Source organism: Bacillus sp. FSL R5-0447, assembly GCF_038606125.1.
Lineage (GTDB): Bacteria > Bacillota > Bacilli > Bacillales > Bacillaceae > Bacillus > Bacillus velezensis.
Window position 1 is genome coordinate 3,867,061 of sequence record NZ_CP152012.1, and the last position, 24,853, is coordinate 3,891,913.

The window sequence follows — 24,853 nt, forward strand, 5'->3', positions numbered from 1 at the left end:
TATAATAAATGAACGAAAAACATGGACAACAGGGGTGAAAATAAGAGATGAAAACCTTTAAACTGGTTGATCTGAATGTGGAACGTTTAGATAAAGACGATCAGCCGATTGAGCAGTTTCCCCTTTTAGACGGATTGATTATCAACAAAGAGGACGGAGAAAATCACTGGTTAATTGAAGCACTGGTCCCGGCCGAACACTTGTCTTTTTTTGACATGCTGATGAAAAGCCAGAAAGAAGCGAAGGTGTTTGTAACGATTACGAAAAAAAGCAACCGCCCCGCCCAGCTGACGGGAAGCATCAAAAATATCGTCGAGCTGGAAAGAAGTATACAAGTTTTAATTTACGGTCAAATGGTGTCAAGAAACCACCCCGGATCAGAAAGCATTCTGGAGTCGCTCGTGAAAGAAGGCTACTCGGGCAGCCGGCTGATTGAAGCGTTTAAACAAAAATTATAATCATGAAAAAGGCCGGACGTTAATCATCCAGCCTTTTTTTGTGCCCTAGTCATTGTGAGGAGCCCGCTGTTTCAGCAGATCTCTGATTTCAGTCAGCAGTTCTGTCTGCTGATCTGTGTCTTCTGCTTCTTCAGCCTCTTCTTCTGCTTCTTTTTTACGTCTCAGCTTGCCTATTGTGCGGATCACGATAAAAATAGAAAATGAAATAATAAAGAAGTTCACAATCGTTTGAATGAAGCTTCCGTACTTGATATGAGCATCGCCGAATGTCACTGCCAGCCCTGAAAAGTCAAGACCGCCAAGAAGCAGGCCGACAAGCGGCATGATGATGTCTTCAACGAGCGACGTCACGATTTTGCCGAAAGCGCCGCCGATGACGACACCGATAGCCAGATCCATGATATTGCCCCGCATCGCAAAGCTTTTAAATTCTGACCACATCACATTCACCCCTTTCTATACAAAATGGGCTTTTTATAAGCCCATTTGTTTGCTTTTATTCTCCGAGCGCAAAAGTTAATTCAGCTTCACACACGAGCTCGCCGTCAACTTTGGCAACGCCTTTGCCGCGTCCGATCGTACCGCGCGCGCGGGTAATATCAACCTCAAGCTCCAGCTTGTCACCCGGTTTTACCTGCTTTTTGAAACGGCAGTTATCAATCCCCGCAAAAAACGCGAGTCTGCCCCTGTTTTCTTCTTTAATCAGCATCGCCACAGCTCCGACCTGCGCCAAAGCCTCTACGATTAATACGCCCGGCATAACAGGGTATTCAGGAAAATGGCCGTTGAAAAAATCTTCATTCGCCGTCACATTTTTATATCCCGCCGCCCGTTTTCCTTCTTCGACTTCCGTAATTCTGTCTACCAGAAGAAACGGATAGCGATGGGGAATAATTTCTTTAATTTGCTGAGTATCAAGCATTTTCTTGACATCTCCTTCATCGACAATAGTATGTATAGAAGGCATATGTGGCAACCAATCTGTACATTTGGAAGTATATTATGAATCAATTTCTTTTTCAACCGCGCTGTAAACTGTAACCAGCTGGCAATGAGCCTCGTCCATTAATGTGTTATGATAAATAAAGATTTTTACCCTATGCAAAGAGGTTGGAAGATGATTGCTAAGTTTACTGAAAAACGTACGCTGGTGATGCTGAATGAGTGGTATGACGCCATGGGAAAACGCCAATTCGATCTAGCCCGTTCCCTTCACGAACAAATCAATCAGCATCTCCCCAAATTACAAAAGAACGCAAAGCTCAAACTCAGATATCAGCTGTTTTTCGCACGGTTTCAGCTGCTGTTTGAGAAAAAAGACGGTCTGACTAAATTGTTCTGCGAGCTGAAGCGGCGCAAAGATGAGATGGATCATGAATTAACTTATTATTTCTATTTTTTCAAAGGGTTATTCCATATGGTGAATGGCGCTCCGAACCGTGCTGTCTGCCGCTTTAAAGAAGCTGAACAGTACCTGCCGGCCATTCAGGACCGTTTCGAAGCCGCTGAATTTTATTATAAAACAGCGGGTGCATATTACATGATGAAGTCGCCTGCGCTCTCCATTCAATATGTCAATAAAGCGCTGGAAATCTATCAAGGTGAATTCGGCTACATCAAAAAAACGCTCAGCTGCCGGCTGCTTCTCGCCGTGAATTATATAGACGAGGCACGCTATGACGACGCGGAACAGCTCTTCAATGAATCCATAAAGATAACGGACCGGATCAATGACAATAACCTGCTGTGCCACGCCTATTATAATTTTGGTTTTTTAAAGACCGCCCAGAAAAAAGATAAAGAGGCCCTCCCTTTTTACAAAAAGGTATTGGGCAATCAGCGTTTCGAGAAAGAGTCTCCCGTTTCCTACCTTCATTGTGTGTATGAAGCGGTCAGAGCACTTTTTAAAACCGGATCTGCCGCCGAAGGACAAACCGTGCTGCAGAAAGGTTTATACATATCTGAAAAAGTGCAGAACAAGATTATGAAATTGAAGCTGACCGCGCTCAACATACTGTACACCGCTCAGGAGGACCCGTACGACCGATTGCAGAAGCTCGTGCTGGAGCTGCAGAAAATTGAAGCGTGGGTGGATTTGGAAGTGCTGCTTCAGGATATTACTGATTACTACAAAAAAAAGGGCGATTTTGAGAAAGCCGCATTTTTTATCATGCGCGGCTGATCAAAACGCCCCTTCTTTTATCTGACTGAGTTGATTAAGCCCAGCATTTGGTCTCCCAATGTAATCGTGCGGCTGTTCAGCTGATAGGAACGCTGAGACACGATTAAGCCAGTCATTTCTTTTGACATATCGACATTTGAACTTTCAAGCGCGCCCTGCTCCATGCCGATTGCCTGCCGGTTTGCGCCGGTAAGTTCTTCAATCGCTGAAGTCCCCGCGCCGTTTACGGAAAACAGATTATCCCCTTCCGCATGAAGCGCCTGAGGATTATTGACATTGACGATGCCGAGATTAAACGTCTGCGAACGGGTTCCCGCCTGGTCTGAAGCAGTCAGCGTTCCGGTTTTGCTGATTTTCAGCTGAGTCAGCGAACTGTCAATTTGTATGGGCTGACCGTTCTCATCGAGAATGGGATTGCCTCCCGCTGTCATCAGCTGAAGCAGCCGGTCATTTCCGCCGGCCGGCTTGAGGGAAAGTGAGCCGTCCCTTGTATACACCCGCCGTCCGTCCGCTTCTGCCTTAAGATATTGATAAGGTGATGTGAACGCGATATCAAGGTCACGGTCGGTTTTTTTGATGCTTCCCTGCCCTGAGTCCAGCTGCGGAGTCATCACCGTTCCGGCGCCGAGACGCAGGCCGGGCGGCGTTTTCCGCATGTTCGGCGAATTTTCCTTTTTGTCATCTATATGGTCATACTGCTGTCTGATCAGCTCGGAAAAGCGGGAGTCCCTCGCTTTATAGCCTGTCGTATCACTGTTTGAAAGGTTGCTGCTGACTGTATCCATCTGCTGCTGAAGCTGATGTAAGGCTGTTGAAGCCGTCAGCATTGATCTGAGCATCATAATTGAATGTCCCCCATTTTGTTACACTTTGCCGATTTCATTTGCGGCTTTATCCATGCTTTTATCGTAAGCCTGAATGACTTTCTGATTGGCTTCAAATGATCTGTATGCTTCCGTCATCTCTGTATACGTGCTCGTCACGTCCACGTTTGAAAGCTCCGAGACGCCTTGCTTTAATGAATACGAGACTTGGGGATTCGCCGCCGCGCTCGGCAGTTCAGAGCCGTCGGCCGTGCTGTATAGGTCATTGCCGTCCCGTTTCAGATTGCGCACGTCTTCTTCCATTCTGATATCAATCTGCCCCGCCGGCCGGCCGTTTGTCGTGACCGTTCCGTTTTCTGATACGGTGAATTTTTCATTGTCGACTGTAATCGGCTGTCCGTTTGTTGATAACACAAGGTTTCCGTTTATCGTAAGCTGATTGTTTTCATTTAATGAGAAAGTGCTGCTTTTTGAATAGCGGACGCCGCCTGCGGTCTGGACGGGATAAAACAGCTCGGCGTTTTCATTCGTTTCGGCATTCTTGGGAACCTGATTCTCCATAAGCGCGATATCCGTCGGCTGATCGGTCGTTTTCAGGCTTCCCTGCGTAAACAACGGTTTCAGCTCCTGCATGTATACGCCTGTGTTGACGGAGCCGATTTTCGTTTTTTTGTCGCCTTCTATTCGGCTCAGAAGCATCTCGGGAAAGGCGCGGATTGAACCTTGATCCTCTTTGTACCCTGATGTATTCGCGTTTGCGATGTTATTTGACAGCATTTCCGTTCTTCTCTGCTGTGTAATCATTGCGGACGTTGCGGTATATAATCCTTTTAACAAGTCTTCCACCTCTGAAATAGCATTATTTCCAGTTGCCTCACCGGAACATTTGTTCTATAATGAAAATCAGCATTTTTTCTTATTATCGGATTTACATTCCCGTTCGTGAAGGGTTTGACAGAAAAAAACCCCATTCTTTTTCAGAATGAGGTTTTATCATCAGCTCAGTTTGCGTTTTGGAAGCTTGTCCATGTTATCCAGCATGACGCCGGTTCCGACCGCAACACAATCCATCGGGTTCTCAGCGACAAGAACAGGCACCCTCAGCTCTTCGGCAAGAAGCTGGTCAAGCCCGTTTAACAGCGCTCCACCGCCGGTAATGATAACGCCGCGGTCGATGATGTCAGCGGACAATTCAGGCGGTGTTCTTTCAAGAACCTGCTTGGCGGCCTGCACAATGACGGCAACTGATTCACGAAGGGCTTCTTCTACTTCTTTGCTGTTTACTGTAATCGTTCTCGGCAGACCGGAAACCATGTCACGGCCGCGGATGGTGATTTCTTCATGACGTGCGTCTGGGAAAACCGTTGCGACCTTCACCTTAATATCTTCAGCGGTACGTTCACCGATCAGCAGCTTATACTCGCGTTTGATATAATTTAAGATTTCCATGTCAAACTTGTCCCCAGCCATCTTAATAGAAGAGGAGGTGACAATATCGCCCATAGAAATAACTGCGATATCTGTCGTACCGCCTCCGATGTCAACAACCATGTTACCGCTCGGCTGGAAGATTTCCATACCCGCGCCGATAGCGGCAACTTTCGGTTCTTCTTCAAGGTACACATGCTTTCCGCCGCTTTTTTCAGCTGCTTCTTTAATCGCTTTTTGCTCAACGGATGTAATATTCGTCGGGCAGCAGATCAGCATGCGCGGTTTTGAGAAAAGTCCTTTTACATTCAGCTTATTAATGAAATGTTTCAGCATGGCTTCTGTTACTTCGAAGTCTGCGATTACGCCGTCTTTCAGCGGACGGATCGCAACAATATTCCCAGGTGTACGTCCAACCATTCGTCTGGCTTCTTCACCGACAGCCAGCACTTTGCCGCTGTTTTTATCAAGTGCCACAACGGAAGGCTCATTCAGAACAATTCCTTTTCCTTTTACATGGATCAGTACATTTGCAGTACCGAGGTCAATTCCAATATCCCTTGCAAACATCTATTTATATCCTCCTTGATATCTGTTTCACAGTAAAATATCCACATTGTGCCCTAATTATATATATTATCATAATTTATCAAAAAAAAGCTGCTGAACGATATAAGTTCTTGACAAAATTTTGCGGATATTCGCGAAACCGCCCGGGAGGAGAAAAAAGGGCCCGGCAGACGTCAGGCGCTACGGCTGCTGAACGGGCTCCCCTTCAAGAATTTCATCCTTCTTGTACTTTAATTTCGTCGCCTCTCCCCCTCTTAAATGTCTGATGGATTTATGATAATCGAGTATTTCTTTTACTTCATTCGCCAAGTCAGGATTGATTTCAGGCAGGCGCTCTGTCAGATCTTTGTGTACGGTACTTTTGGAAACACCAAACTCTTTCGCAATGACACGAACGGTTTTTTTCGTCTCCACGATATACTTGCCAATCTTGATTGTTCGCTCTTTGATGTAATCGTGCACACCACTCGACCTCCCCAGTTGGATGTGAGAAGTGTGAAATGAGATCCGTATTCTGTAACAGATTCACTGATGATGCAGCTTCTTCGTTGTCCGATTATATAAGAAGGTTTTAGAAATATGCCCACGATCCCTCACCTCAAACACTCTCTTTGATAGGTTTGTAACAGTGTATTAGCAATGAATTGGGAATATGCTAAAAACTCAATAAGGACAAGGGGCGGGTCATAATTTTCTGCTTTTTGATCGGGGGGTTTACATCCGCGCGATCCTGCTGTAGAATGAAACAGCACAATTAGTTACTTAGGTAAGTTTTTTTGAAAAGGAGAACGGAAATGATCCACGTCAACAGACGCCTCATTCACCAAATCAATCAATGCGCCCGCCTGATTACGAAGAAAGCCAATGAACGGCTGGAACCATTCGGCCTGTACTCCTCTCAATGGTCAATCCTATATTGCTTAAAAACGATCGGACCGATGACCCAAAAAGAAATCTGGTCCTATCTGAACGTAGAGGCGCCGACCGTTACCAGAACGATCAAACGCCTTGAAGAAAACGGCTGGATTCAGCGGGAACAGGGAGAAGACAAGCGGGAAAAGCTCGTCGTCCTGACGAAGGAAGCTGAATTGAAATACGACAGCATCAATCAAGAGATGCTGAAGTTCGAGGAAGACATGCTTGCGGATTTCCAAGATGGAGATAAGGAAGCTTTTTCTGAGTTTCTGAATGTGTTTTTAACGAAATAGAAAAGAAAGGGAAGTGCTGTACTTTTGAGTAAATCTGACTCGATCTGGACCAAAGATTTTATTATGGTCGTACTCGTGAATTTATTTGTCTTTGTGTTCTTTTATACATTTTTGGCCGTGCTGCCTATCTATATGATTCAGGAGCTTGGCGGCAGTGAATCGCAAGGAGGGCTTTTGATCAGCCTGTTCCTGTTATCTGCTATTATCACCCGTCCTTTTTCAGGGGCGATTATTGAACGGTTCGGCAAGAAAAGAATGACGATTGTATCCTTGGCGCTGTTCGCCCTGTCTTCTTATCTGTATTTGCCGCTACACAATTTCTATCTGCTGCTCGGACTGCGTTTTTTCCAAGGCATCTGGTTCAGCATTTTAACGACGGTTACGGGCGCAATTGCCGCTGACATTATTCCCGCCAAGCGGCGCGGCGAGGGGCTCGGTTATTTTGCGATGTCTATGAACCTTGCCATGGCGATCGGTCCTTTTCTCGGGCTGAGTCTTGTGAAAGTCATCTCGTTCCCGGTTTTCTTTACGATTTTTGCCGTATTTGTTTCTTTAGGCTTGCTGATTGCTTTTATGATTCGTGTGCCGGATCAAAACAACAGCGGAACGACTGTCTTCCGTTTTTCTTTCTCCGACATGTTTGAAAAAGGCGCGCTTAAAATCGCGATTGTCGGGTTGTCCATTTCTTTCTGTTATTCAAGTGTGACTTCATATTTATCCGTTTATGCAAAGACAATCCACCTGTTGGATGTCAGCGGCTATTTCTTCGTCTGTTTCGCCGTGACGATGATGGCCGCCCGTCCTTTCACAGGAAAGCTGTTTGACAGAGTGGGGCCGGGAATCGTCATCTATCCGTCGATTATCGTGTTCTCCGCGGGGCTTTGCATGCTGGCGATGACAAACAGCGCCCTCATGCTTCTCTTGTCCGGTGCCGTAATCGGTCTCGGATACGGCTCTATCGTACCTTGTATGCAGACACTGGCGATTCAGAACTCGCCCGGACACCGTTCAGGCTTTGCGACGGCTACCTTCTTCACTTTCTTTGACAGCGGGATTGCCGGCGGGTCCTATGTATTCGGCCTCTTCGTCGCTTCGGCCGGATTCCATTCGATTTATCTGGCAGCGGGGCTGTTCGTCCTGATTGCTTTACTCCTGTATGGCTGGAGCCAGAAAAAAAGAACGCCGCTTGAAGCGGACGGAAACGTTTCAAGCGCAGACTGATATGACAAAAAGCCGGGGGCAGCCCCCGGCTTTTTTTATTCGGCCGCTCTTTCCTGCGCGATTCGTCCCGCCGCTTTTACATAAGGAGGATGAATATACATAAGCGCCGTATAACCGAGACATGACAAAATGACACCCGCAAACCAGGAGATATCATAGATGCCGGCGAACGCCGGGACGTACATCCCGATTAAAGAAATAAACGCGCCGAGAAAAGTCGCGGCAAAGGCCCGGTAATTATAGCCTTTGTAATAAGTGTACTGTCCGGTTTCCGAATAAAGGTCTTCAACTGAGAGCTGCCTTTTTCTGATGATAAAATAATCAGCCATCATCACCCCGGCCACCGGTCCGAGCATCCCGCCGATGAGCCCGAGAAACGCATAAACATTCGTGGCGCTCTCCATCAGCTTCCACGGTATTGTGAACAGGGCCAAAACGGCGGCCAGATACCCTCCCCTCCTGAATGTAATATATTTCGGCAGGACATTCGCCAAGTCATAGGCCGGTGACACGATGTTTGCCGCCACGTTAACCGAGACGGCGGCGATGCAAAGTGTGATGACCGAAAGAGCGATAACGAAAGGATTATCAAACCGGGCCAAAATCTCCACCACATCCCAAATCGGTTCTCCGAATGCTACCTGTGATCCGGATGTCACCGTGATGCTTGCAAACGCGAACAGCGCAAACGTTCCCGGCAGCCCGTAAAACTGGCCGCGAATCTGTTCTTTTTGCGACGCGGCGAACCGGGTGAAGTCAGGGATATTCAGAATCAGCGTCGCCCATATTCCGATAATGCCCGTCACTCCGGCGGCAAACGGCCAAAACGTTTCAGAAAAGGTGTGGAACTTTCCCGGCTGTGAGTAAATCGGCCCGAGCCCGCCGGCAATATCTATCGCCCACCAGACCATGCCGCCGAAGACGAGATAAACAAGCGGGCCCGCCCACACTTCAAATTTTTTGATCGATTCCATGCCGTGCCGCAGTACAAGCAGATGAATGCCCCAAAAGAAAATGAACGACAGAAAGCCCGGCAGATGAAGCCCGAATATATTCCAATCTCCGCCGAGACTCCCCCAGCCCGGCCATATGTTCAAAAGCAGAATGTGCAAAGCCGTGCTCCCGGCAAATGTTTGAATTCCGAGCCACATAATGGCTGTAAACGCCCTGAGAAGCGCCGGAATGTTAGCGCCGTATATTCCGTAAGAAGCCCTGATAATGACCGGAAAAGGCAGGCCGTATTTCGTTCCGGCATGGCCGTTCAAGGCCAAAGCGGCGAACAAAATCAGTGACGCCGTCACGATAATGGCGAGCACCTGCCACGGAGAAAGGCCGATCGCAATGAGCCCGCCCACAGTCGCATAGGTCGGGATATTATGAATACAGCCCATCCAAATGGATGCAAAATTCACCGCTTTCCATGTCCGTTCGCCGTCTTCTAAAGGCAGTAAATCTTTGTTGCTTAGCCGATCACTCGTTGTTTTTTTCATTTTCTCCCTCCCGCATGTACGTTTTCCTTACATCACATGTGAAAAAATATAACTGAAAATTCCGTAAATAACATTGGTCGCTGTCGACAATAATCGTTTTGATTTTTGAGCACATTACACAAAAAAGAGACGGGGAGAGCCCGTCTCTTTTTGTTGCGCCCGTTAAGAGGCTTTTTTGAGGAGAACCGAAAACCGGAACGCCATCAAAAGGCTTACGGCGCCGACAACGATAAGAATCGTCCCAAGCATATGAAAATGGCCTGCGGTAATTTCTTTTCCGAAAAGAATGCCCAAAATGACAGAAGACAAAATCGAACCGAGATACCGGCAGGTCTGAAACAGGCCGGACGTTGTTCCGGCCATGTCGGCGGGGCTCGTTTTCAGCATGGCCGCCTGAAACGTGACATTTCCGAAGCCGTAGCCGACACCCAGCACGGACAGGATCAGCCCTTTTCCTATCATGGGCGCCTGAAGAAAGAAAAACGTTAACAGCACCGCTCCGATCGCGGTCAGGCAGGTTCCGGCAACAATCGGCTGAAGAAGCCCTTTCTTATCTATCCATTTTCCGGTCAGAGGCGACACCAGAATACTCATGCCCGACATAAACAGCATAATCAACCCGCTTGTCTGAACGGACAAATGCATTTCATCCTGAAAATAGCTCGGAAGCCCGAAAAAGATGCAGTAAAAGAATATATTCAGCAAAATAAATTGAATATACACCGACGATAGTTTCCGGTGCGTTTTAAACAGCCTGACATCAATAAACGGCTTCTCCGTTTTCAGCTCGCGCCAGATAAACAGCCCGACAAACAAAAGCCCGAATACGCCTTCTGTATAGTGAGGCTTCGTACTGAAGGACAATAAAAACGACAGGAGAAGGATAATCGCTCCGGCAAACAGAAGTATCCCGATCGTATCAAGCTGGCGGAGCACGCCTTTCAAGCCGCCGATCTCGCGTTTTTCATCTTTCGGAAACATATACATTCCGAGAAAAAAGCTGAGAATGATAAACGGCAGATTGACAAAAAAGATTGCCGGCCACCCTCCCCAAACGATCAGAAAACCGCCGAGAGTCGGACCGAGCGCCGTCATGGCTGATGCAAAGATTGACAGGACGGCCAGCGCCGAAGCCTGCTTCTCCCGTATATTTGAACGGATCAATCCGACGCCGGACGGATATATCGCGCTGCTTCCGATCGATTGAAAAAGCCGCATGATCAGCAAAGTCATAAAAGTCGGCGCAAACGGCGCGCCGACCGCCGAGACGGCAACAAGCAGAAGCCCGATCAAAAACAGCTTCTTCCTGCCGAGCATATCACCGAGCTTCCCGGTAACAGGCTGCGCCACCGCGCTGGCCAGATAAAAGGACGATATCAGCCAGGACACCGTTGTAAACGACAGGTGAAATTCATGCTGAATACTGTGAAGCGCAAGAGAAATCATCGACGAGTTCAATGGGTTCAGCATCGTCCCCGAAGCCACGGCCGTCAAGAACAGGACGCGGCTTTTTTTGGAGATTGTCATTTTGTCTGTGCGATAAATTCTTCCGTCGTCCGGCTTCTGCCGATTTTCGGGAAGATAAACTTGAGTGTCGCTTCGTGCTGTTCATCGCTGAATGTCGCCATCGCGTCAGTTACGAAAACTTGCTGATACCCGAGCTGAAAAGCTTCTCGCGCCGTGCTTTCCACACCGATGTTTGTCGCAATCCCGCATAACACAATCGTGTCGATCCCCCGTCTTCTGAGCTGAAGGTCCAGGTCCGTGCCGAAAAACGCGCCCCACTGCCGTTTTGTTACCGTATAATCGTTTTCTTTCACTCCGATGTCAGGCACAAATTCAGCCCAATCCGCCGGCGGAGCCGAATGGCCCGCCGCCTCTTCATCCGTCAGCGGCTTCAGCGCATCCGCTCCGTCATGAAAATCCACGTTCACAAAGCTGATAAATCCGCCTTTTTCCCGGAACACATCAATTAATTTTTTCGCGTTCGGCACAACGGTACCGCTTTTATCAATCGGCACAATGCCTTTTTGTAAATCAATAAGGACCAAAGCCGTTTTTTCAAATTGCAGATTTAATGATGTTGTCATAATGATTCCTCCTGATGCAGTTAGTGTTTCTCACCCCGTTTATTTTACTCTTTCCCGGACACGATTTCTTACGCCGTGCTCCGGCGCTCTTTTTATGGATATAAAGTCGCACGGCATCCATTTGAAAAAGCAGCATTATGAACGCAAAAAACCATGTCAGATAACCTTACATGAAAATGTTTTATCGTTCTTTTTTCTCTATAATAATGAATTAATCACAATTACATTCTGAATGAGACGGAGGAATACAACATGCAGATGGGCGATACAGTATTTATGTTCTTTTGCGCTTTACTCGTGTGGCTGATGACCCCCGGGCTGGCTTTGTTTTACGGCGGAATGGTAAAAAGCAAAAACGTGCTCAGCACGGCAATGCATAGTTTTTCTTCTCTCGCCATCGTATCCGTCGTTTGGGTTTTGTACGGATATTCACTTGCTTTTGCCCCCGGCAATACATGGCTTGGCGGGATTGAATGGGCCGGGCTGAAGGGGGTCGGCTTTGAACCCGGAAGTTACAGTGATACGATCCCGCATTCCTTGTTCATGATGTTCCAAATGACGTTTGCCGTACTGACGACGGCCATTATTTCCGGAGCATTTGCTGAACGCATGAGATTCAGTGCTTTTCTTGTATTTTCCTTTTTGTGGGCTTCCCTCGTATATACGCCCGTTGCGCACTGGGTATGGGGCGGCGGCTGGATCGGCCAAATGGGCGCTCTTGACTTCGCAGGCGGAAACGTCGTCCACATTTCTTCCGGAGTCGCCGGGCTTGTGCTGGCGATTGTGCTCGGGAAACGCAAGGACGGCACGGCGGCTTCGCCTCACAACTTAATTTACACGTTCTTGGGCGGAGCGCTCATCTGGTTCGGATGGTTCGGCTTCAATGTCGGCAGCGCCCTCACGCTTGACAGTATCGCGATGTTTGCCTTCATTAACACAAACACCGCGGCTGCAGCCGGAATTATCGGCTGGATTTTAATCGAATGGATGCTGAATAAAAAACCGACCATGCTGGGTGCTGTATCAGGCGCAATCGCCGGGCTTGTCGCCATTACGCCGGCTGCCGGGTTCGTTACGCCTTTCTCTTCCATCGTAATCGGTTTCATCGGAGGGCTTGTCTGCTTTTGGGGCGTTTATTGGCTCAAAAAGACTTTCGGTTATGATGATGCGCTTGACGCTTTCGGCCTGCATGGGATCGGCGGCACATGGGGCGGCATCGCGACCGGTTTATTCGCAACCACTTCCGTCAATGACGGCGGGGCAAACGGGCTGTTTTACGGCGATCCGGGACTGCTCTGGAAGCAGATTGCGGCCATTGCGGCAACCTATGTATTTGTATTTATTGTCACTTTCGTTATCATTAAAATTGTAGGTCTGTTCATTCCCCTGCGCGCCAGTGAAGAAGAAGAGTCACTTGGGCTTGATTTAACGATGCACGGGGAAAAAGCATATCAGGACTTATAAAGTGAGGAGTGGCTTAGATGAGCGGTCAAATGTTCAAGGTAGAAATCGTTACGCGTCCGGCTAAGTTTGAAACATTGAAACAGGAACTCGGTAAAATCGGAGTCACATCGCTGACCTTCTCCAACGTACACGGCTGCGGCCTTCAAAAAGCCCACACCGAACTGTACCGCGGAGTCAAAATTGAAAGCAATGTGTATGAACGGCTGAAAGTGGAAATCGTTGTCAGCAAGGTCCCCGTTGATCAAGTCGTGGAAACGGCGAAAAAAGTGCTGAAAACGGGAGAGCCCGGAGACGGCAAAATATTCGTCTATGAAATCGGAAACACGATTAATATCCGCACCGGAGAAGAAGGACCAGAAGCTTTATAAACAGGCAGAACGCCCGGGGACAGAAATGTCCCGGGCGTTTTTTCAGCTTCATTAAAAAGAAGAAACCTTTTTTTCATGCGGGACAGGCCGCTTATGCCGTACGGGTTGTTTTTTCGCATATGTACTGATATTGACCAGTATGCCGCACAAAAACAGCGTCATAATCAATGAAGAACCGCCGTAGCTGATAAACGGAAGCGGCACACCCGTAACCGGGAGAAGTCCGCTCATCGCTCCCAAATTCAATACAACCTGAAACATTAATTGAAACGTAATTCCGATGGCAAGAAGCTTCCCGAACGGGTCATCAGCCCGCACGGCCGTTTTTACGCCGAGAAGCATTAACGCAAAATATAATCCCAAAACGATCAGAACACCGAATATCCCCAGCTCTTCGCTGATCACGGCCATAATGAAATCGGTATGCGCCTCAGGCAGATAGTTCATTTTTTCAACACTGTTTCCAAGCCCTCTTCCGAAAAACCCGCCTCCGGAAATAGCAAAATAGGATTGAATCAGCTGATAGCCGTCCCCGTTCGCATCACCAAACGGATTGGTAAAGGAAACGAGGCGCTTCACACGATAGGAAGCGGAAAATGCGAGATAAACAACCCCCGACACCGCCGTCGCGCCGAGCACGAACAGATGGCGCTTTTTCAAGCCGGCACATAATAAAATCGACCCGCACGCCGCCAGGATTAAGGAAGCCGTCCCTAAATCAGGCTCCGCCAATGTCAGCAGAAAAGCGGTTCCCAAAATCACTAAAGGCGGCAGAACCCCTTTCACAAATTGATGAATGTACGGCTGCTTTTTCGTATAAATCGAAGCGAAATACAAAATCATCGCGATCTTCGCCAATTCAGACGGCTGTACGACAAGCGGGCCCGCTCCCAGCCACCTGCGGGAAAAATTCCGCTCCAGCCCGATTCCCGGTATCAAGACGAGCAGCAGCAATACCAGCGAACCGACCACAAACAGCGGTACAAGCCGCGCATACCGCTTATACGGCAGACAGGCGGCAAATAGAAATAAGCATAATCCGATCAGTAAAGAGGTACTTTGTTTATGGAAGAAATAGGATGGATCTCCGTACCGCTGAGACCCCATCACATCACTGGCGCTGTACACCATTAACAAGCCGAATCCGCAAAGCAGCATAATGACAAACACAAGCGGCAGATCGGCGTTTTTCAAACGTTTCAGCAACGGACAAAACTCCTTCGGCTATTCTTTTCCCGCATACTTGACGCACAGTAATACAGTCACGTTTCATTCTGTTTACTTTTTTATGATTATTTTTAATACCAATTGTGTCTCATAGAAAAAAGCATTACACTGTTCATATAAAATAAAGATAAAAGGTGATATTTGTGAATTACGAACTATTTAAAGCGATCAATGGTTTGTCGCACCATAGTGCCATTCTCGACTCTATCATGGTATTTATTACGGAATACGCCATTTACGCCTACGCCCTTTTCCTGCTTGCCATGTGGCTGTTCGGAAGCACAAAAGGCAGACAAAACGCCCTGTACGCGGGCTTCACGGGTGTTGCGGCGCTTATCGTCAACTACCTCATCACGAAGGTCTATATCGAGCCGCGCCCCTTTGTCGAGCATACGGTTCATACGCTGATCCCTCATGCCGCGGATGCTTCATTTCCGAGTGACCATACGACAGGCGCTTTGGCGATTTCAATTGCGATTCTGTTCCGCAACAAAAAACTCGGCTGGCCGCTTGTGATTTTCGGCCTTTTGACCGGCTTCTCAAGAATTTGGGTCGGCCACCATTATCCGATCGATGTGCTCGGAAGCATTATCGTTTCCCTCATTGTCGGATTCCTGCTGTTCAGATTTTCAAATGTGCTTCGTCCGATTGTCGATCTGATCGTGCGAATCTATGAAAGTATCGTTCATAAAAGCAAATCGACAAACCATAATATATAAAAAAAAGCCGGCGTCTGTCACAGACTGCCGGTTTTTGTATGTTTGGCTGTATGCTTTTTCCTTTGTAAAGCACAGAATGCGGCAATGCCGAGACTGTCAATCAGCACATCGCGGAGGCATCCGTTTCTGCCGAAAAAGAGCTGGACGATTTCTGTCAGGAAAGCGGCGGCCAATGCATACAGCACCGCCCTCTTCATGCGCCTGCGCTCTCTGAAAAACAAATAGGCGAGCACAAAAAATGAAAACGCGTGCCCGAGCTTTTGAATCGCCGCTTCCGGTATGGCGAGCTCCGCCATATCGAACACAAAGAAACCGGACACATCCGGATGGGACGTGAAACGGAAGGACACCGTCTGCGACACAATCATATCGTGAAAGCTTTCAGTCAAAGCAGAAACGAAAACAAAGACGAGCCACCCGGCCGCCAGACATTTATTCATTCAGCATCTCCTTCGTTTTCTACTAGTATAAAGGCACATGCGGCAATATGAAAAGCGCCTATCAGAGCTGATAGGCGCTTTGGGATTAAGATTACTTGCCCGAATCTTTCATTGAGCCGTCATCTTTACCATCTGTCTTGTCTTTTGTGCCGTCCTCTTTGTCACCTGGTTTTTCTTCGGTTTCTTTTTTAGGCGTCACATCTTTTTTCTCGGAAGACTGCTGAATTGACCCTTCCGTTTCTTCTGTTACAGCGTTTTTCTCTTCAGCCGCCGCTTTTTCAATTGATGTTACCGGCTTGTCCATAAAATTGAGCGGGTTCATCGCTACGCCGTCCTTGCGGATTTCAAAGTGCACGTGATTTCCGCTTTCTTCACTGTAAAGATTTTTTCCGGATTTACCGATGACCTGGTTCTGCTTTACTTTGTCGCCCTGGTCCACGCTGACTTCAGATAAAGACTGATAGACAGTAGACAGGCCGTCTGAGTGTTCAATTTCAACCACATACCCCAGTACCGGGTCTTTAGCAGCTTTAACAACCGTACCGCTCAGAGAAGCAGAAACATCAAATGATTTTCCGTCTTTCTCAGCTAAGTCAATTCCTTTACTGAGGCTGTACGTGTTATTATAGTTAACAAGTGCTGCTTCTTTCTCTTTTTTTGCGGCATCAGATTCGTAAAACTTTTTCACAACAGAAACATTTTCAGAATGAGCAGCCGGCATTGCGACGTTTTCCATTGACTTGCCTACTTCGACGGCATCGTCTTTGCCGCTGTCATACGCGGAGTTTCCGCCGTTGTTCGTCAGATTGTCCTTCACATCATTCGAAACGGATTGATACCAAAGGACAGCTGTTAAAATGACGGCCGCACTGACTAAGTAGATTGCAGGGAATATCCAGCGTTTGCGAAAAAACCGCTGAAGTTTTTTGACTTGAGAAGTTTTCTTTTCTTCCTCTCTCATTTGTTCATCACCTCAGCAACATTCTGAACACTTTTCTGAAAATATATACACATCCATAAAAAACTTTTTTGGAAATAGTATGTGCAGATTGCACTTGATTATGTAATAAAATGTGAAGGGAGATCCCGGAATATGAATTTGACCCTGCGCAAAGCCGTATTGGAGGATTTAGATGCGGTGGTGGCCATATACAACTCGACGATTGCATCACGGATGGTAACGGCTGATACGGAAGAAGTGACGCCCGAAGACCGGATGGATTGGTTTTTGCGGCACACGGACCGGCGCCCGCTGATGGTCGCGGAAGATGAAACCGGCAAAGTGGCGGCCTGGATCAGCTTTGAAACGTTTTACGGCCGTCCGGCCTATGACAAAACGGCGGAGATCAGCATCTATCTGCATCAGGATTGCCGCGGCAAAGGAGCAGGAAGCTTTCTGCTGAAAGAAGCCCTGGCACTCGCTCCGGCAATCGGCATCCGCAGCCTGATGGCTTTTATCTTCGGACATAATGTGCCGAGCATTAAGCTGTTTGAAAAATTCGGTTTTACCGAATGGGGCGTATTCCCGGGTATCGCCGAAATGGACGGAAAACGATATGACTTGAACATTTTAGGGAGAGAACTGTCATGATCACCATCGATAAAGAGAAAGACGAAAACCAGCCGCTCAATAAAAAAGCCCGTTCCCTTGCCGACATCGCCAAATGGGGAAAGATCACCGCCGTGTTTCTGATCATCACAGGCTCTCTTTCCGCTCTGTCAGCCATTGTGACGCTGCTCGGAGCCATTCCGGGGGTTCTGCTCATCATTTCCGGCGTCATGCTGATGCGCTCGGCAAAAGCGGCTGCCGCACTTCAGGAAGGACTAGAAGAAAACGCGGAAGAAAATATGCTTGCACATTACGCGTCATTTATCAAAATGCAGTTTTTTTATGCGGCATCCAGTGTGGTATTGGGCATTCTCGCTTTTATTTTAGTCGTCATCTTCGCTGTCATCGGAATTATCGCTTATCACAGCACTGATACGTATGACACGCCTGATTCATATTACTATGAGAACGACCCGGTGTTTGAATGACAAAAAGAGCTGATCGCGCGTCAGCTCTTTTTTAATAAAGCATTTCTTTTTTCCGGTCTTCTTCCGTTAAAAATTCAATAAAGCTCTTCATCGCAGACGGCTCCTCGGCAATCAGCCGGGTATAGGCGCTTTTCCGTTCCTCGGACAGAATATCGCTTTTTCTGATTCTGTTCAGCATATAAATGCGGATCGTTTTTTGCACCTGTTTCCGCTGATAGCCGGCTTCCTTAAAAAACGCAAGACCCAGAGCCGCAAGGAGGGCAAAAATGCCGGCCGATACGAGAGCTCCTCTCCCGGAAGGGGCCTGAATCAAAAGCGATGCCAGATGAAACAGACTAAAAGCGGCGAGCGGGAAAGCAAGAAAACGGTAAATGATGCTTTTTTTCATCAGCGGCGCGATGGCGATTTGTATTTTCTGAATTTCTTTTTTTATGAATCCCGGCAATTGTTCCGCATGCTCCAGCTTCATGCCCTCTCCCCTTTGCTGTCATTTTTGTCTTCTTTTTCATATATGCATATTTTACCGCACCCGGAACTTTCTTTGAAAGAAAACTGCATTCATCTTTGATTCCGGCTCTTTATTCTTTCAAAATGTCAATGTTATAATTTGAAATGGGAATCAGATTGCTGCACTTGTCGGAATACTAATGGGCACAGTCTTGATAAATATGATATAGCGGGGTTGCAAAGTGAGCATTTCATTTATTTTATTCGGATTTTTTTTCGTTTTAAATATACTTTTGGCCGTCATCATGATTTTCAAAGAAAGACGCGATGCCAGCGCTTCATGGGCTTGGCTCTTGGTTCTTTTTTTTATTCCCATTTTAGGGTTTATTTTATACCTGTTATTCGGCCATAACCTGAGACGCAAGCATCTGTTTCAGTGGGAAGACCGTAAAAAAATCGGGATTGAAAAGCTGCTGAAGTCTCAGCTGAAGGATCTGAAGTCGAGGCAATTCCAATTTAACAACAGGGCGACTGTGGATAATAAAGACCTCATCTATATGCTTGTCATGAACAACCACGCAGTCTTTACAGAGGATAATTCGGTGGAGATTTTGACGGACGGGCGCGATAAGTTCAAACGCTTAATGAAGGACATTTCCAACGCAAAAGATCACATTCACCTTCAATACTATATTTATAAAGGTGATGAACTGGGAAAAAAATTGCGCGATGCCTTAGTGAAAAAAGCACGCGAAGGCGTAAAAGTCAGAGTGTTATATGATGAACTCGGTTCAAGATCACTCAGAAAAAAATTCTTCAAACCGCTGCGGGACGCCGGCGGCCATGTGGAAGTCTTTTTTCCTTCCAGGCTTCGTCCGATTAATTTGCGGCTCAATTACCGGAATCACCGCAAGCTCGTCATCATTGACGGCGAAACCGGCTATGTCGGCGGCTTTAACGTCGGAGATGAGTATCTCGGCCTGAATCCGAAATTCGGCTACTGGCGCGATACGCACCTCAGGCTTCAAGGCACGGCGGTACACGCCATTCAGACACGGTTTATCCTCGATTGGAACCAAGCCTCCCATCATCATACGCTCACATACGTTCCGAATCATTTTCCGGAATGCGAGCCGAAGGGCAATGTCGGGATGCAGATTGTCACGAGCGGACCGGACTCAGAATGGGAACAAATTAAAAACGGCTATATCAAGATGATCTCAACGGCCAAACGGTCAATCCTGATTCAGACGCCTTACTTTATTCCTGACTCAAGTCTTTTAGATGCCCTCAGGATCGCCTGTCTGTCAGGCATCGACGTCAAAATCATGATTCCGAACAAGCCGGATCACGCTTTCGTTTACTGGGCGACTTTATCTTACATCGGCGATCTTTTGAAAGCCGGAGCCTCAGTCTACATTTACGATAACGGCTTTATTCATGCAAAAACGATTGTCGTCGATGATGAGACGGCTTCAGTCGGTACGGCGAATATCGACGTCAGAAGCTTCAGACTTAATTTTGAAGTCAACGCCTTTATTTATGACGTCACCATTGCGAAAAAACTCATTTCCTCATTTAAAGAAGATCTGCTCGTCTCCAGAAAATATACGTATGAAGAATATCAGGAGCGTTCGCTGCGGATCCGCATTAAAGAATCGATTTCAAGACTTCTTTCGCCGATTTTGTAATTCCCGGGGTGTTTCTCGGGAATTTTCTGATACAAAAACGGACACGGCATGAAAAAACACATTTTATATTCAAAAGAATGACCGAATAGTGTATAAATGAAAAGTGAGTATTTTTTTGTAAAGGAGTGCCATAGTTTGAAACCTGAATCAGTGAATCGTTCGCTTATTTCTATTTCGAAATGGGGAAAAGCGACAGGTATTTTATTTATTATCGTGGGTGCGTTTGCGGCGCTGTCGGGCGCGTTTTTCTTTTTAATCGGAGCCATTCCCGGCGTTCTGCAGATCATTGCCGGCATTTTTCTGATGCGCTCGGCAAATGAAGCGGGACAGATGGCGGAGCAGTTCAATGAACTGACAGAGGAACATATGCTGGAAAATTATGCAAAGTTCGTGAAAATGCAGGGGATCTACCTGATTGTGACGGTCGGCTTGTCCGTTCTCGGTATCGTTCTCTTCATTGTCCTCATGACGCTCGGCATCGTGGACGGCGTGTTTAATAATATTGATGCCAATACATATTAAAAAGGAAAATCCCGGCGCATCCGCCCGGGATTTTTTCTTATTCCGCTTCTTCGATAACGGTAAAGTTTTTCTGCTCTGGATTTGCCAATACGGCGATGGCATAATAGCTCAGCTGAGACGCTGTCTGCAGATATTCTTTCAGAAATTCCGGCTTCAGCCAGACGTGTCGCCGTCACATCAAAAAAACTTTTCCTCAGAGTTTCAATTGAAATCACTCAATTGTTCGACTGTTCCTGATCAGGTTTAGAAGCAAGAATTGTGATTCTGCAAAATAAGGATAAAAGCCCTGATGGAACAAGACCACTTATCATACAGTTTTTTGGGTCTTTGTAATTAAATTACAATTGTTCTTAATATTCACTCATGTATTCATGCTATTATATTGAAAGGAACGATCAAAAGCGTTGGCGTTCGTTAAATATTTACGAGTGCTGCCTCATGTAAAAGTCAGAAAAAATAGTATAGGAGGTAACATATGTTTAAGTTTAAAAAGAAATTCTTAGTTGGATTAACGGCTGCTTTCATGAGTATCAGCATGTTTTCGGCAACCGCCTCTGCAGCTGGCACAGATTACTGGCAAAATTGGACTGATGGGGGCGGAACAGTCAACGCTGTCAATGGATCTGGCGGGAATTACAGTGTTAATTGGTCTAATACCGGAAATTTCGTTGTTGGTAAAGGCTGGACTACAGGCTCGCCATTTAGAACAATAAACTATAATGCCGGAGTTTGGGCGCCGAATGGCAATGGATATTTGACTTTATATGGCTGGACGAGAGCACCTCTCATCGAATATTATGTAGTGGATTCATGGGGTACTTACAGACCTACCGGAACGTATAAAGGTACTGTAAAGAGTGATGGAGGTACATATGACATATATACAACGACACGTTATAACGCACCTTCCATTGATGGCGATAACACTACTTTTACGCAGTACTGGAGTGTTCGCCAGTCGAAGAGACCGACCGGAAGCAACGCTGCAATCACTTTCAGCAATCATGTTAACGCATGGAAGAGCCATGGAATGAATCTGGGCAGTAATTGGGCTTATCAAGTCTTAGCGACAGAAGGATATAAAAGCAGCGGAAGTTCTAATGTAACAGTGTGGTAGCAGCTCATCTTTAATTAGGGGCAGCTAACGGGCTGCTGATCGTTCCTAGAGAAATTTTATAATCATTGTTAAGAGGCGAACGGTTTTGGCATTGCCGGAGGCAGGATATCATTTTTTGTTTAACTTGCTCACAGCTGACACCTTCACATAAGTCTTAAGCAAAATAAAAATATCCCGGCAACCGCCTCCTTTAGTTCCGGAGGATTTCTTCATTAAACAGATCGCAATCCGCATCCAGGCGTGTCTGAATATGGAGCCAAAACCGTGATTTCCTCATTATAACTTGTAACCATTTTTATTACACCTATAGCGGCATGAACCCATCTCTTTTTAACAAAAGAGATGATTCATTACATCATAAAGGGACTTGCTCGCAAGTTCATTCTCCATTGCCCGCTGTACGCTTCCGAACGTCTCATCGAGCGCGCGCTGAATATTTTTTCCGACCGGACAGTCGGGGTTCGGATTGTCGTGAACCGCAAAAAGCTCTTCCTTATTCTGCACCGCCCTGTAAACCTCTAAGAGGGTGATCTCCGACGGATCTTTTTTCAGGCTGGCTCCCGGAACACCCGCTCGGGATGTCAGAATACCCGCTTTTTTCAGCTGGCTGATCGTTCTCCGCACGACGACGGGATTGGTGTTTACGCTGCCCGCAATCATATCCGATGACGCCCGTTCATCCGTTGAGATCAGCGATAGAATATGAATGGCCACAGCAAGACGGCTGTTAATCATGTTTTTCACCACCGTTGTAACCGCAATAGTTACATTTCATTTGTTTGTCAACTACTAATATACACTAAAACGGGCGGCAGGATGAAATCAAGTTGGCAATAGAGGTGTAAACAGGCCGGCGGGAAACCGGCCGAAGAGGGATTAAAATAAGAAATAACGCTGTCCGAGCGGAACATAGCTGACGGGCTGGCATGCCAGCTCTTCTCCGTCGGCGAACACCTGATAAGTTTTCGGATCGACTTGTATATTCGGCATCGCGTCATTCAGCTCCATGTCGAGCTTACTCAGCTTACGGATATTCCGTACGGGAGAAATCATTTTTTCAAGGCCGAGCTTTTCCGGCACACCGTTTGCGATACCGGCCTGGGACATAAATGTAATAGAAGTATTTCGGTTTGCTTTACCGTATGATGCGTACATCTGCCGCATAAACACGGGCTCAGGCGTCGGAATGGAAGCATTCGGATCTCCCATCTGGGCGCGGGCGATCATGCCGCCTTTGAGCACAAGTTCAGGTTTGACGCCGAAGAAAACCGGGTCCCATAGTACAAGGTCGGCGAGCTTTCCTTTTTCAACGGAACCGACTTCATGGCTCAGGCCGTGAGTGACGGCCGGGTTGATCGTGTATTTGGCGATATAGCGTTTGGCGCGCACATTGTCATTGCCGTTTTCTCCTGATAGAGCGCCGCGCTGTTTTTTCATTTTATCGGCCACCTGCCATGTCCGGATAATCACTTCTCCCACCCTGCCCATCGCCTGCGAGTCAGATGACGTCATGCTGATCGCGCCGATATCGTGCAGAATATCCTCCGCCGCAATGGTGGCCGCTCTGATGCGTGAATGACTGAACGCCACGTCTTCAGGCACTTTTGAATCTAAATGATGGCAGACCATCATCATATCAAGATGCTCGTCCATCGTGTTGACGGTATACGGAATCGTCGGCGTCGTAGAGGACGGCAGGATATTGGCGTAAGATGCGAGTTTCATAATATCCGGTGCGTGGCCTCCGCCGGCTCCCTCTATGTGATATGTATGGATAACCCGGTCGCCGATCGCATCAAGCGTATTTTCTAAAAAGCCCGCTTCATTTATCGTGTCTGTGTGAATCGCCACCTGAATGTCCGCCTCATCCGCTGCTTCCATGCAAGCTTTAATGGCGCTTGGCGTTGATCCCCAATCTTCATGCAGCTTCAGGCCGATCGCGCCTGCTTCCACCTGCTCGATCAGCGGCGCTTTATCGGATGCATTCCCTTTTCCTAAGAAACCGACGTTGATCGGAAACTCCTCGGCCGCTTCCAGCATTCTCGACATGTACCATGCACCGGATGTACAAGTCGTCGCTTTACTTCCCGTCGCAGGACCCGTTCCGCCGCCGAGAAGCGTGGTCACGCCTGAAGAAAGCGCGACTTCCATCTGCTGCGGGCAGATAAAGTGGATATGCGTATCCACCCCGCCGGCCGTTACGATTTTCCCTTCGCCGGAAATAACTTCTGTTCCGGCACCGATAATCATGTGCGGGTCCACCCCATCCATAATATCAGGGTTGCCGCTTTTTCCGACGCCGACAATCCGGCCGTCCTTCACCCCGATATCCGCCTTGACGATTCCGGTATAATCCAGGATAACCGCGTTTGTAATGACCAGATCAAGCGCTCCGTCTTTCCCGGTGATACGCCCGTTCTGCCCCATGCCGTCCCGGATTGTTTTCCCTCCGCCGAAAATCATTTCTTCCCCGTAATTCGTGAAATCTTTTTCGACTTCAATCCATAAATCCGTATCTCCGAGTCTGACTTTGTCTCCCGTTGTCGGTCCGAACAGTTCTGCGTATTGCTCACGTGACATTTTCATCGGATCGCCTCCTCCATCCATCCGGCTTTTTTAAGATTTGACAGAGTCTTCTCTTTTCCGCGCTCATCCATATACGTATCGGCCATGCCGTTGAGACCTCTGACCGTTTTTCGCCCTCCGATTTCCACGAGCGTGACGGTTTTCTCTTCTCCCGGTTCAAAACGGACAGATGTGCCTGACGGGATATCAAGGCGCATGCCGATTGCTTTGTCCCGATTGAAGGAAAGGGCGCCGTTGGCTTCGGCAAAATGAAAATGCGATCCTACCTGCACTGACCGTGTTCCGTTATTGGTGACTGACACCTCCAGCGTCTTCCGGCCTTCGTTAATGGTGATGATCCCCTTTGCGACTTGAATCGCTCCCGGCTTCATGACTTCACCTCCGCTTTGATCGGCTGATGAACGGTGACAAGCTTAACCCCGTCCGGGAACGTCGCTTCCACCTGAATGCTGTCCAGCATTTCCGGAACGCCTTCCATAACATCTTTTTCCGTCAATACATTGCGGCCGGATTCCATCAGCTCAGCAACGCTTTTTCCGTCTCTCGCGCCTTCCATCAGATAACAGGTCAAATATGCGGCGGCTTCGGGATAATTCAGCAGAACGCCGCGCGCCTTCCGCTGCTTAGCGAGCTCTCCCGCCGTAAAAATAAGCAATTTTTCTTGCTCAACCGGTGTCAGTTTCATCTGTATTCCCCCTTAGTGATAGTCAAACACAATCCGCATGGTCATACCGAAACGATGCAGGCGGCCGTCACCCCCTTCA

29 protein-coding genes are annotated in these 24,853 nt (G+C 47.5%); 12 read left to right on the plus strand and 17 right to left on the minus strand.

What is annotated here, in order from left to right; all coding sequences use genetic code 11:
- Positions 1-47 precede the first annotated feature (47 nt).
- Complete coding sequence (locus NYE68_RS19405) at positions 48-458, plus strand: YwpF-like family protein (protein WP_012118638.1); 411 nt, start codon at positions 48-50, stop codon at positions 456-458.
- 45 nt (positions 459-503) lie between these two features.
- Here NYE68_RS19405 and mscL read toward each other — a convergent pair whose 3' ends face one another.
- Both mscL and fabZ read right to left on the minus strand, forming a co-directional pair.
- Complete coding sequence (mscL, locus tag NYE68_RS19410) at positions 504-899, minus strand: large conductance mechanosensitive channel protein MscL (protein WP_015418395.1); 396 nt, start codon at positions 897-899, stop codon at positions 504-506.
- Positions 900-954: 55 nt separating this feature from the next.
- The gene (gene fabZ / locus NYE68_RS19415; RefSeq protein WP_003151242.1) at positions 955-1,380 is read right to left on the minus strand and encodes a 3-hydroxyacyl-ACP dehydratase FabZ; all 426 of its coding nucleotides are present in this window, start codon (positions 1,378-1,380) and stop codon (positions 955-957) included.
- 195 nt (positions 1,381-1,575) lie between these two features.
- Here fabZ and NYE68_RS19420 point away from each other — a divergent pair, with 195 nt between their 5' ends.
- A complete protein-coding gene (locus NYE68_RS19420) occupies positions 1,576-2,640 on the plus strand; it encodes a tetratricopeptide repeat protein (protein WP_015418396.1) in 1,065 nt (354 codons plus the stop codon).
- Between the two features lie 17 nt (positions 2,641-2,657).
- Here NYE68_RS19420 and NYE68_RS19425 read toward each other — a convergent pair whose 3' ends face one another.
- The 4 genes from NYE68_RS19425 to spoIIID all read right to left on the minus strand — a co-directional run bounded on the left by NYE68_RS19425 (position 2,658) and on the right by spoIIID (position 5,924).
- On the minus strand, positions 2,658-3,479 hold the full coding sequence (locus NYE68_RS19425) for a flagellar hook-basal body protein (RefSeq protein ID WP_324636932.1): 822 nt from the start codon (positions 3,477-3,479) through the stop codon (positions 2,658-2,660).
- A gap of 24 nt (positions 3,480-3,503) precedes the next feature.
- Positions 3,504-4,301, minus strand: a complete 798-nt coding sequence (locus tag NYE68_RS19430) for a flagellar hook-basal body protein (protein WP_007614310.1) — start codon at positions 4,299-4,301, stop codon at positions 3,504-3,506.
- Between the two features lie 159 nt (positions 4,302-4,460).
- Positions 4,461-5,462, minus strand: coding sequence for a cell shape-determining protein Mbl (mbl, locus tag NYE68_RS19435; protein WP_003151237.1), 1,002 nt, complete (start codon positions 5,460-5,462; stop codon positions 4,461-4,463).
- Positions 5,463-5,642: 180 nt separating this feature from the next.
- Positions 5,643-5,924: a sporulation transcriptional regulator SpoIIID gene (gene spoIIID, locus NYE68_RS19440; RefSeq protein ID WP_003151236.1), complete on the minus strand. Its 282-nt coding sequence runs from the start codon at positions 5,922-5,924 to the stop codon at positions 5,643-5,645.
- Between the two features lie 332 nt (positions 5,925-6,256).
- On the opposite strand from spoIIID, the gene NYE68_RS19445 reads away from it, so the two are divergent.
- Together NYE68_RS19445 and NYE68_RS19450 are read left to right on the plus strand one after the other, a co-directional pair.
- Entirely contained in the window at positions 6,257-6,670 is a 414-nt protein-coding gene (locus NYE68_RS19445; RefSeq protein ID WP_007407562.1) for a MarR family transcriptional regulator, read from the plus strand.
- A 24-nt stretch (positions 6,671-6,694) separates the two neighbouring features.
- Complete coding sequence (locus tag NYE68_RS19450) at positions 6,695-7,891, plus strand: MFS transporter (protein ID WP_324636327.1); 1,197 nt, start codon at positions 6,695-6,697, stop codon at positions 7,889-7,891.
- 35 nt (positions 7,892-7,926) lie between these two features.
- On the opposite strand, the gene NYE68_RS19455 is transcribed toward NYE68_RS19450, so the two are convergent.
- From NYE68_RS19455 to NYE68_RS19465, 3 genes are all read right to left on the minus strand, one after another.
- On the minus strand, positions 7,927-9,381 hold the full coding sequence (locus tag NYE68_RS19455) for an NCS1 family nucleobase:cation symporter-1 (protein WP_033574406.1): 1,455 nt from the start codon (positions 9,379-9,381) through the stop codon (positions 7,927-7,929).
- A 162-nt stretch (positions 9,382-9,543) separates the two neighbouring features.
- On the minus strand, positions 9,544-10,908 hold the full coding sequence (locus NYE68_RS19460) for an MFS transporter (RefSeq protein ID WP_015418400.1): 1,365 nt from the start codon (positions 10,906-10,908) through the stop codon (positions 9,544-9,546).
- On the minus strand, positions 10,905-11,471 hold the full coding sequence (locus tag NYE68_RS19465; protein ID WP_012118644.1) for an isochorismatase family protein: 567 nt from the start codon (positions 11,469-11,471) through the stop codon (positions 10,905-10,907). Before NYE68_RS19465 ends, NYE68_RS19460 begins: the two co-directional genes overlap by 4 nt.
- Positions 11,472-11,723: 252 nt before the next feature.
- On the opposite strand from NYE68_RS19465, the gene NYE68_RS19470 reads away from it, so the two are divergent.
- Both NYE68_RS19470 and NYE68_RS19475 read left to right on the plus strand, forming a co-directional pair.
- Positions 11,724-12,935, plus strand: a complete 1,212-nt coding sequence (locus NYE68_RS19470; RefSeq protein ID WP_003151223.1) for an ammonium transporter — start codon at positions 11,724-11,726, stop codon at positions 12,933-12,935.
- 17 nt (positions 12,936-12,952) lie between these two features.
- Positions 12,953-13,303, plus strand: coding sequence for a P-II family nitrogen regulator (locus tag NYE68_RS19475; protein WP_014419080.1), 351 nt, complete (start codon positions 12,953-12,955; stop codon positions 13,301-13,303).
- Between the two features lie 51 nt (positions 13,304-13,354).
- On the opposite strand, the gene ftsW is transcribed toward NYE68_RS19475, so the two are convergent.
- Complete coding sequence (gene ftsW / locus NYE68_RS19480) at positions 13,355-14,509, minus strand: putative lipid II flippase FtsW (protein ID WP_015418402.1); 1,155 nt, start codon at positions 14,507-14,509, stop codon at positions 13,355-13,357.
- A gap of 164 nt (positions 14,510-14,673) precedes the next feature.
- On the opposite strand from ftsW, the gene NYE68_RS19485 reads away from it, so the two are divergent.
- Positions 14,674-15,249 carry an undecaprenyl-diphosphatase gene (locus NYE68_RS19485; protein WP_012118646.1) on the plus strand — a complete coding sequence of 192 codons (576 nt, stop codon included), beginning with the start codon at positions 14,674-14,676 and terminating at the stop codon, positions 15,247-15,249.
- 17 nt (positions 15,250-15,266) lie between these two features.
- Here the strand turns inward: NYE68_RS19485 and NYE68_RS19490 are convergent, their stop codons facing one another.
- Positions 15,267-15,689, minus strand: coding sequence for a VanZ family protein (locus NYE68_RS19490; RefSeq protein ID WP_014305992.1), 423 nt, complete (start codon positions 15,687-15,689; stop codon positions 15,267-15,269).
- Between the two features lie 91 nt (positions 15,690-15,780).
- Positions 15,781-16,650, minus strand: coding sequence for a M23 family metallopeptidase (locus NYE68_RS19495; RefSeq protein ID WP_017418752.1), 870 nt, complete (start codon positions 16,648-16,650; stop codon positions 15,781-15,783).
- 138 nt (positions 16,651-16,788) lie between these two features.
- Here NYE68_RS19495 and NYE68_RS19500 point away from each other — a divergent pair, with 138 nt between their 5' ends.
- Both NYE68_RS19500 and NYE68_RS19505 read left to right on the plus strand, forming a co-directional pair.
- The gene (locus NYE68_RS19500; protein WP_089072492.1) at positions 16,789-17,280 is read left to right on the plus strand and encodes a GNAT family N-acetyltransferase; all 492 of its coding nucleotides are present in this window, start codon (positions 16,789-16,791) and stop codon (positions 17,278-17,280) included.
- Positions 17,277-17,726 carry a DUF5362 family protein gene (locus NYE68_RS19505; protein WP_015418404.1) on the plus strand — a complete coding sequence of 150 codons (450 nt, stop codon included), beginning with the start codon at positions 17,277-17,279 and terminating at the stop codon, positions 17,724-17,726. The genes NYE68_RS19500 and NYE68_RS19505 overlap by 4 nt, the downstream gene beginning before the upstream one ends.
- Positions 17,727-17,757: 31 nt before the next feature.
- Here the strand turns inward: NYE68_RS19505 and NYE68_RS19510 are convergent, their stop codons facing one another.
- Complete coding sequence (locus NYE68_RS19510) at positions 17,758-18,195, minus strand: DUF5392 family protein (protein ID WP_064108059.1); 438 nt, start codon at positions 18,193-18,195, stop codon at positions 17,758-17,760.
- A gap of 220 nt (positions 18,196-18,415) precedes the next feature.
- On the opposite strand from NYE68_RS19510, the gene cls reads away from it, so the two are divergent.
- The 3 genes from cls to xynA all read left to right on the plus strand — a co-directional run bounded on the left by cls (position 18,416) and on the right by xynA (position 21,503).
- Positions 18,416-19,864: a cardiolipin synthase gene (gene cls / locus NYE68_RS19515; protein ID WP_007407575.1), complete on the plus strand. Its 1,449-nt coding sequence runs from the start codon at positions 18,416-18,418 to the stop codon at positions 19,862-19,864.
- A gap of 135 nt (positions 19,865-19,999) precedes the next feature.
- Positions 20,000-20,386 carry a DUF5362 family protein gene (locus NYE68_RS19520; protein WP_007407576.1) on the plus strand — a complete coding sequence of 129 codons (387 nt, stop codon included), beginning with the start codon at positions 20,000-20,002 and terminating at the stop codon, positions 20,384-20,386.
- Between the two features lie 475 nt (positions 20,387-20,861).
- A complete protein-coding gene (gene xynA, locus NYE68_RS19525) occupies positions 20,862-21,503 on the plus strand; it encodes an endo-1,4-beta-xylanase XynA (protein ID WP_007407578.1) in 642 nt (213 codons plus the stop codon).
- Between the two features lie 330 nt (positions 21,504-21,833).
- On the opposite strand, the gene NYE68_RS19530 is transcribed toward xynA, so the two are convergent.
- The 4 genes from NYE68_RS19530 to ureA form a co-directional block, all read right to left on the minus strand.
- The gene (locus tag NYE68_RS19530) at positions 21,834-22,238 is read right to left on the minus strand and encodes an Rrf2 family transcriptional regulator (RefSeq protein WP_003151203.1); all 405 of its coding nucleotides are present in this window, start codon (positions 22,236-22,238) and stop codon (positions 21,834-21,836) included.
- 141 nt (positions 22,239-22,379) lie between these two features.
- Entirely contained in the window at positions 22,380-24,089 is a 1,710-nt protein-coding gene (gene ureC, locus NYE68_RS19535; protein WP_324636326.1) for an urease subunit alpha, read from the minus strand.
- On the minus strand, positions 24,086-24,460 hold the full coding sequence (gene ureB, locus NYE68_RS19540; RefSeq protein ID WP_012118652.1) for an urease subunit beta: 375 nt from the start codon (positions 24,458-24,460) through the stop codon (positions 24,086-24,088). The genes ureC and ureB overlap by 4 nt, the downstream gene beginning before the upstream one ends.
- Positions 24,457-24,774, minus strand: a complete 318-nt coding sequence (gene ureA / locus NYE68_RS19545) for an urease subunit gamma (protein WP_007407581.1) — start codon at positions 24,772-24,774, stop codon at positions 24,457-24,459. Before ureA ends, ureB begins: the two co-directional genes overlap by 4 nt.
- Between the last annotated feature and the right edge of the window lie 79 nt (positions 24,775-24,853).

Bases quoted from the DNA above. Each gene is read 5' to 3' on its own strand.
- xynA (WP_007407578.1), top strand. From the start codon at position 20,862: ATGTTTAAGTTTAAAAAGAAATTCTTAGTTGGATTAACGGCTGCTTTC.
- NYE68_RS19510 (WP_064108059.1), bottom strand. From the start codon at position 18,195: ATGAAGCTGGAGCATGCGGAACAATTGCCGGGATTCATAAAAAAAGAA.
- mscL (WP_015418395.1), bottom strand. From the start codon at position 899: ATGTGGTCAGAATTTAAAAGCTTTGCGATGCGGGGCAATATCATGGAT.
- NYE68_RS19460 (WP_015418400.1), bottom strand. From the start codon at position 10,908: ATGACAATCTCCAAAAAAAGCCGCGTCCTGTTCTTGACGGCCGTGGCT.
- NYE68_RS19455 (WP_033574406.1), bottom strand. From the start codon at position 9,381: ATGAAAAAAACAACGAGTGATCGGCTAAGCAACAAAGATTTACTGCCT.
- NYE68_RS19495 (WP_017418752.1), bottom strand. From the start codon at position 16,650: ATGAGAGAGGAAGAAAAGAAAACTTCTCAAGTCAAAAAACTTCAGCGG.
- NYE68_RS19475 (WP_014419080.1), top strand. From the start codon at position 12,953: ATGAGCGGTCAAATGTTCAAGGTAGAAATCGTTACGCGTCCGGCTAAG.
- NYE68_RS19530 (WP_003151203.1), bottom strand. From the start codon at position 22,238: ATGATTAACAGCCGTCTTGCTGTGGCCATTCATATTCTATCGCTGATC.
- NYE68_RS19425 (WP_324636932.1), bottom strand. From the start codon at position 3,479: ATGCTCAGATCAATGCTGACGGCTTCAACAGCCTTACATCAGCTTCAG.
- NYE68_RS19420 (WP_015418396.1), top strand. From the start codon at position 1,576: ATGATTGCTAAGTTTACTGAAAAACGTACGCTGGTGATGCTGAATGAG.
- ureA (WP_007407581.1), bottom strand. From the start codon at position 24,774: ATGAAACTGACACCGGTTGAGCAAGAAAAATTGCTTATTTTTACGGCG.
- NYE68_RS19465 (WP_012118644.1), bottom strand. From the start codon at position 11,471: ATGACAACATCATTAAATCTGCAATTTGAAAAAACGGCTTTGGTCCTT.
- NYE68_RS19405 (WP_012118638.1), top strand. From the start codon at position 48: ATGAAAACCTTTAAACTGGTTGATCTGAATGTGGAACGTTTAGATAAA.
- fabZ (WP_003151242.1), bottom strand. From the start codon at position 1,380: ATGCTTGATACTCAGCAAATTAAAGAAATTATTCCCCATCGCTATCCG.
- mbl (WP_003151237.1), bottom strand. From the start codon at position 5,462: ATGTTTGCAAGGGATATTGGAATTGACCTCGGTACTGCAAATGTACTG.
- ureC (WP_324636326.1), bottom strand. From the start codon at position 24,089: ATGAAAATGTCACGTGAGCAATACGCAGAACTGTTCGGACCGACAACG.
- NYE68_RS19490 (WP_014305992.1), bottom strand. From the start codon at position 15,689: ATGAATAAATGTCTGGCGGCCGGGTGGCTCGTCTTTGTTTTCGTTTCT.
- ureB (WP_012118652.1), bottom strand. From the start codon at position 24,460: ATGAAGCCGGGAGCGATTCAAGTCGCAAAGGGGATCATCACCATTAAC.
- NYE68_RS19470 (WP_003151223.1), top strand. From the start codon at position 11,724: ATGCAGATGGGCGATACAGTATTTATGTTCTTTTGCGCTTTACTCGTG.
- NYE68_RS19505 (WP_015418404.1), top strand. From the start codon at position 17,277: ATGATCACCATCGATAAAGAGAAAGACGAAAACCAGCCGCTCAATAAA.
- NYE68_RS19445 (WP_007407562.1), top strand. From the start codon at position 6,257: ATGATCCACGTCAACAGACGCCTCATTCACCAAATCAATCAATGCGCC.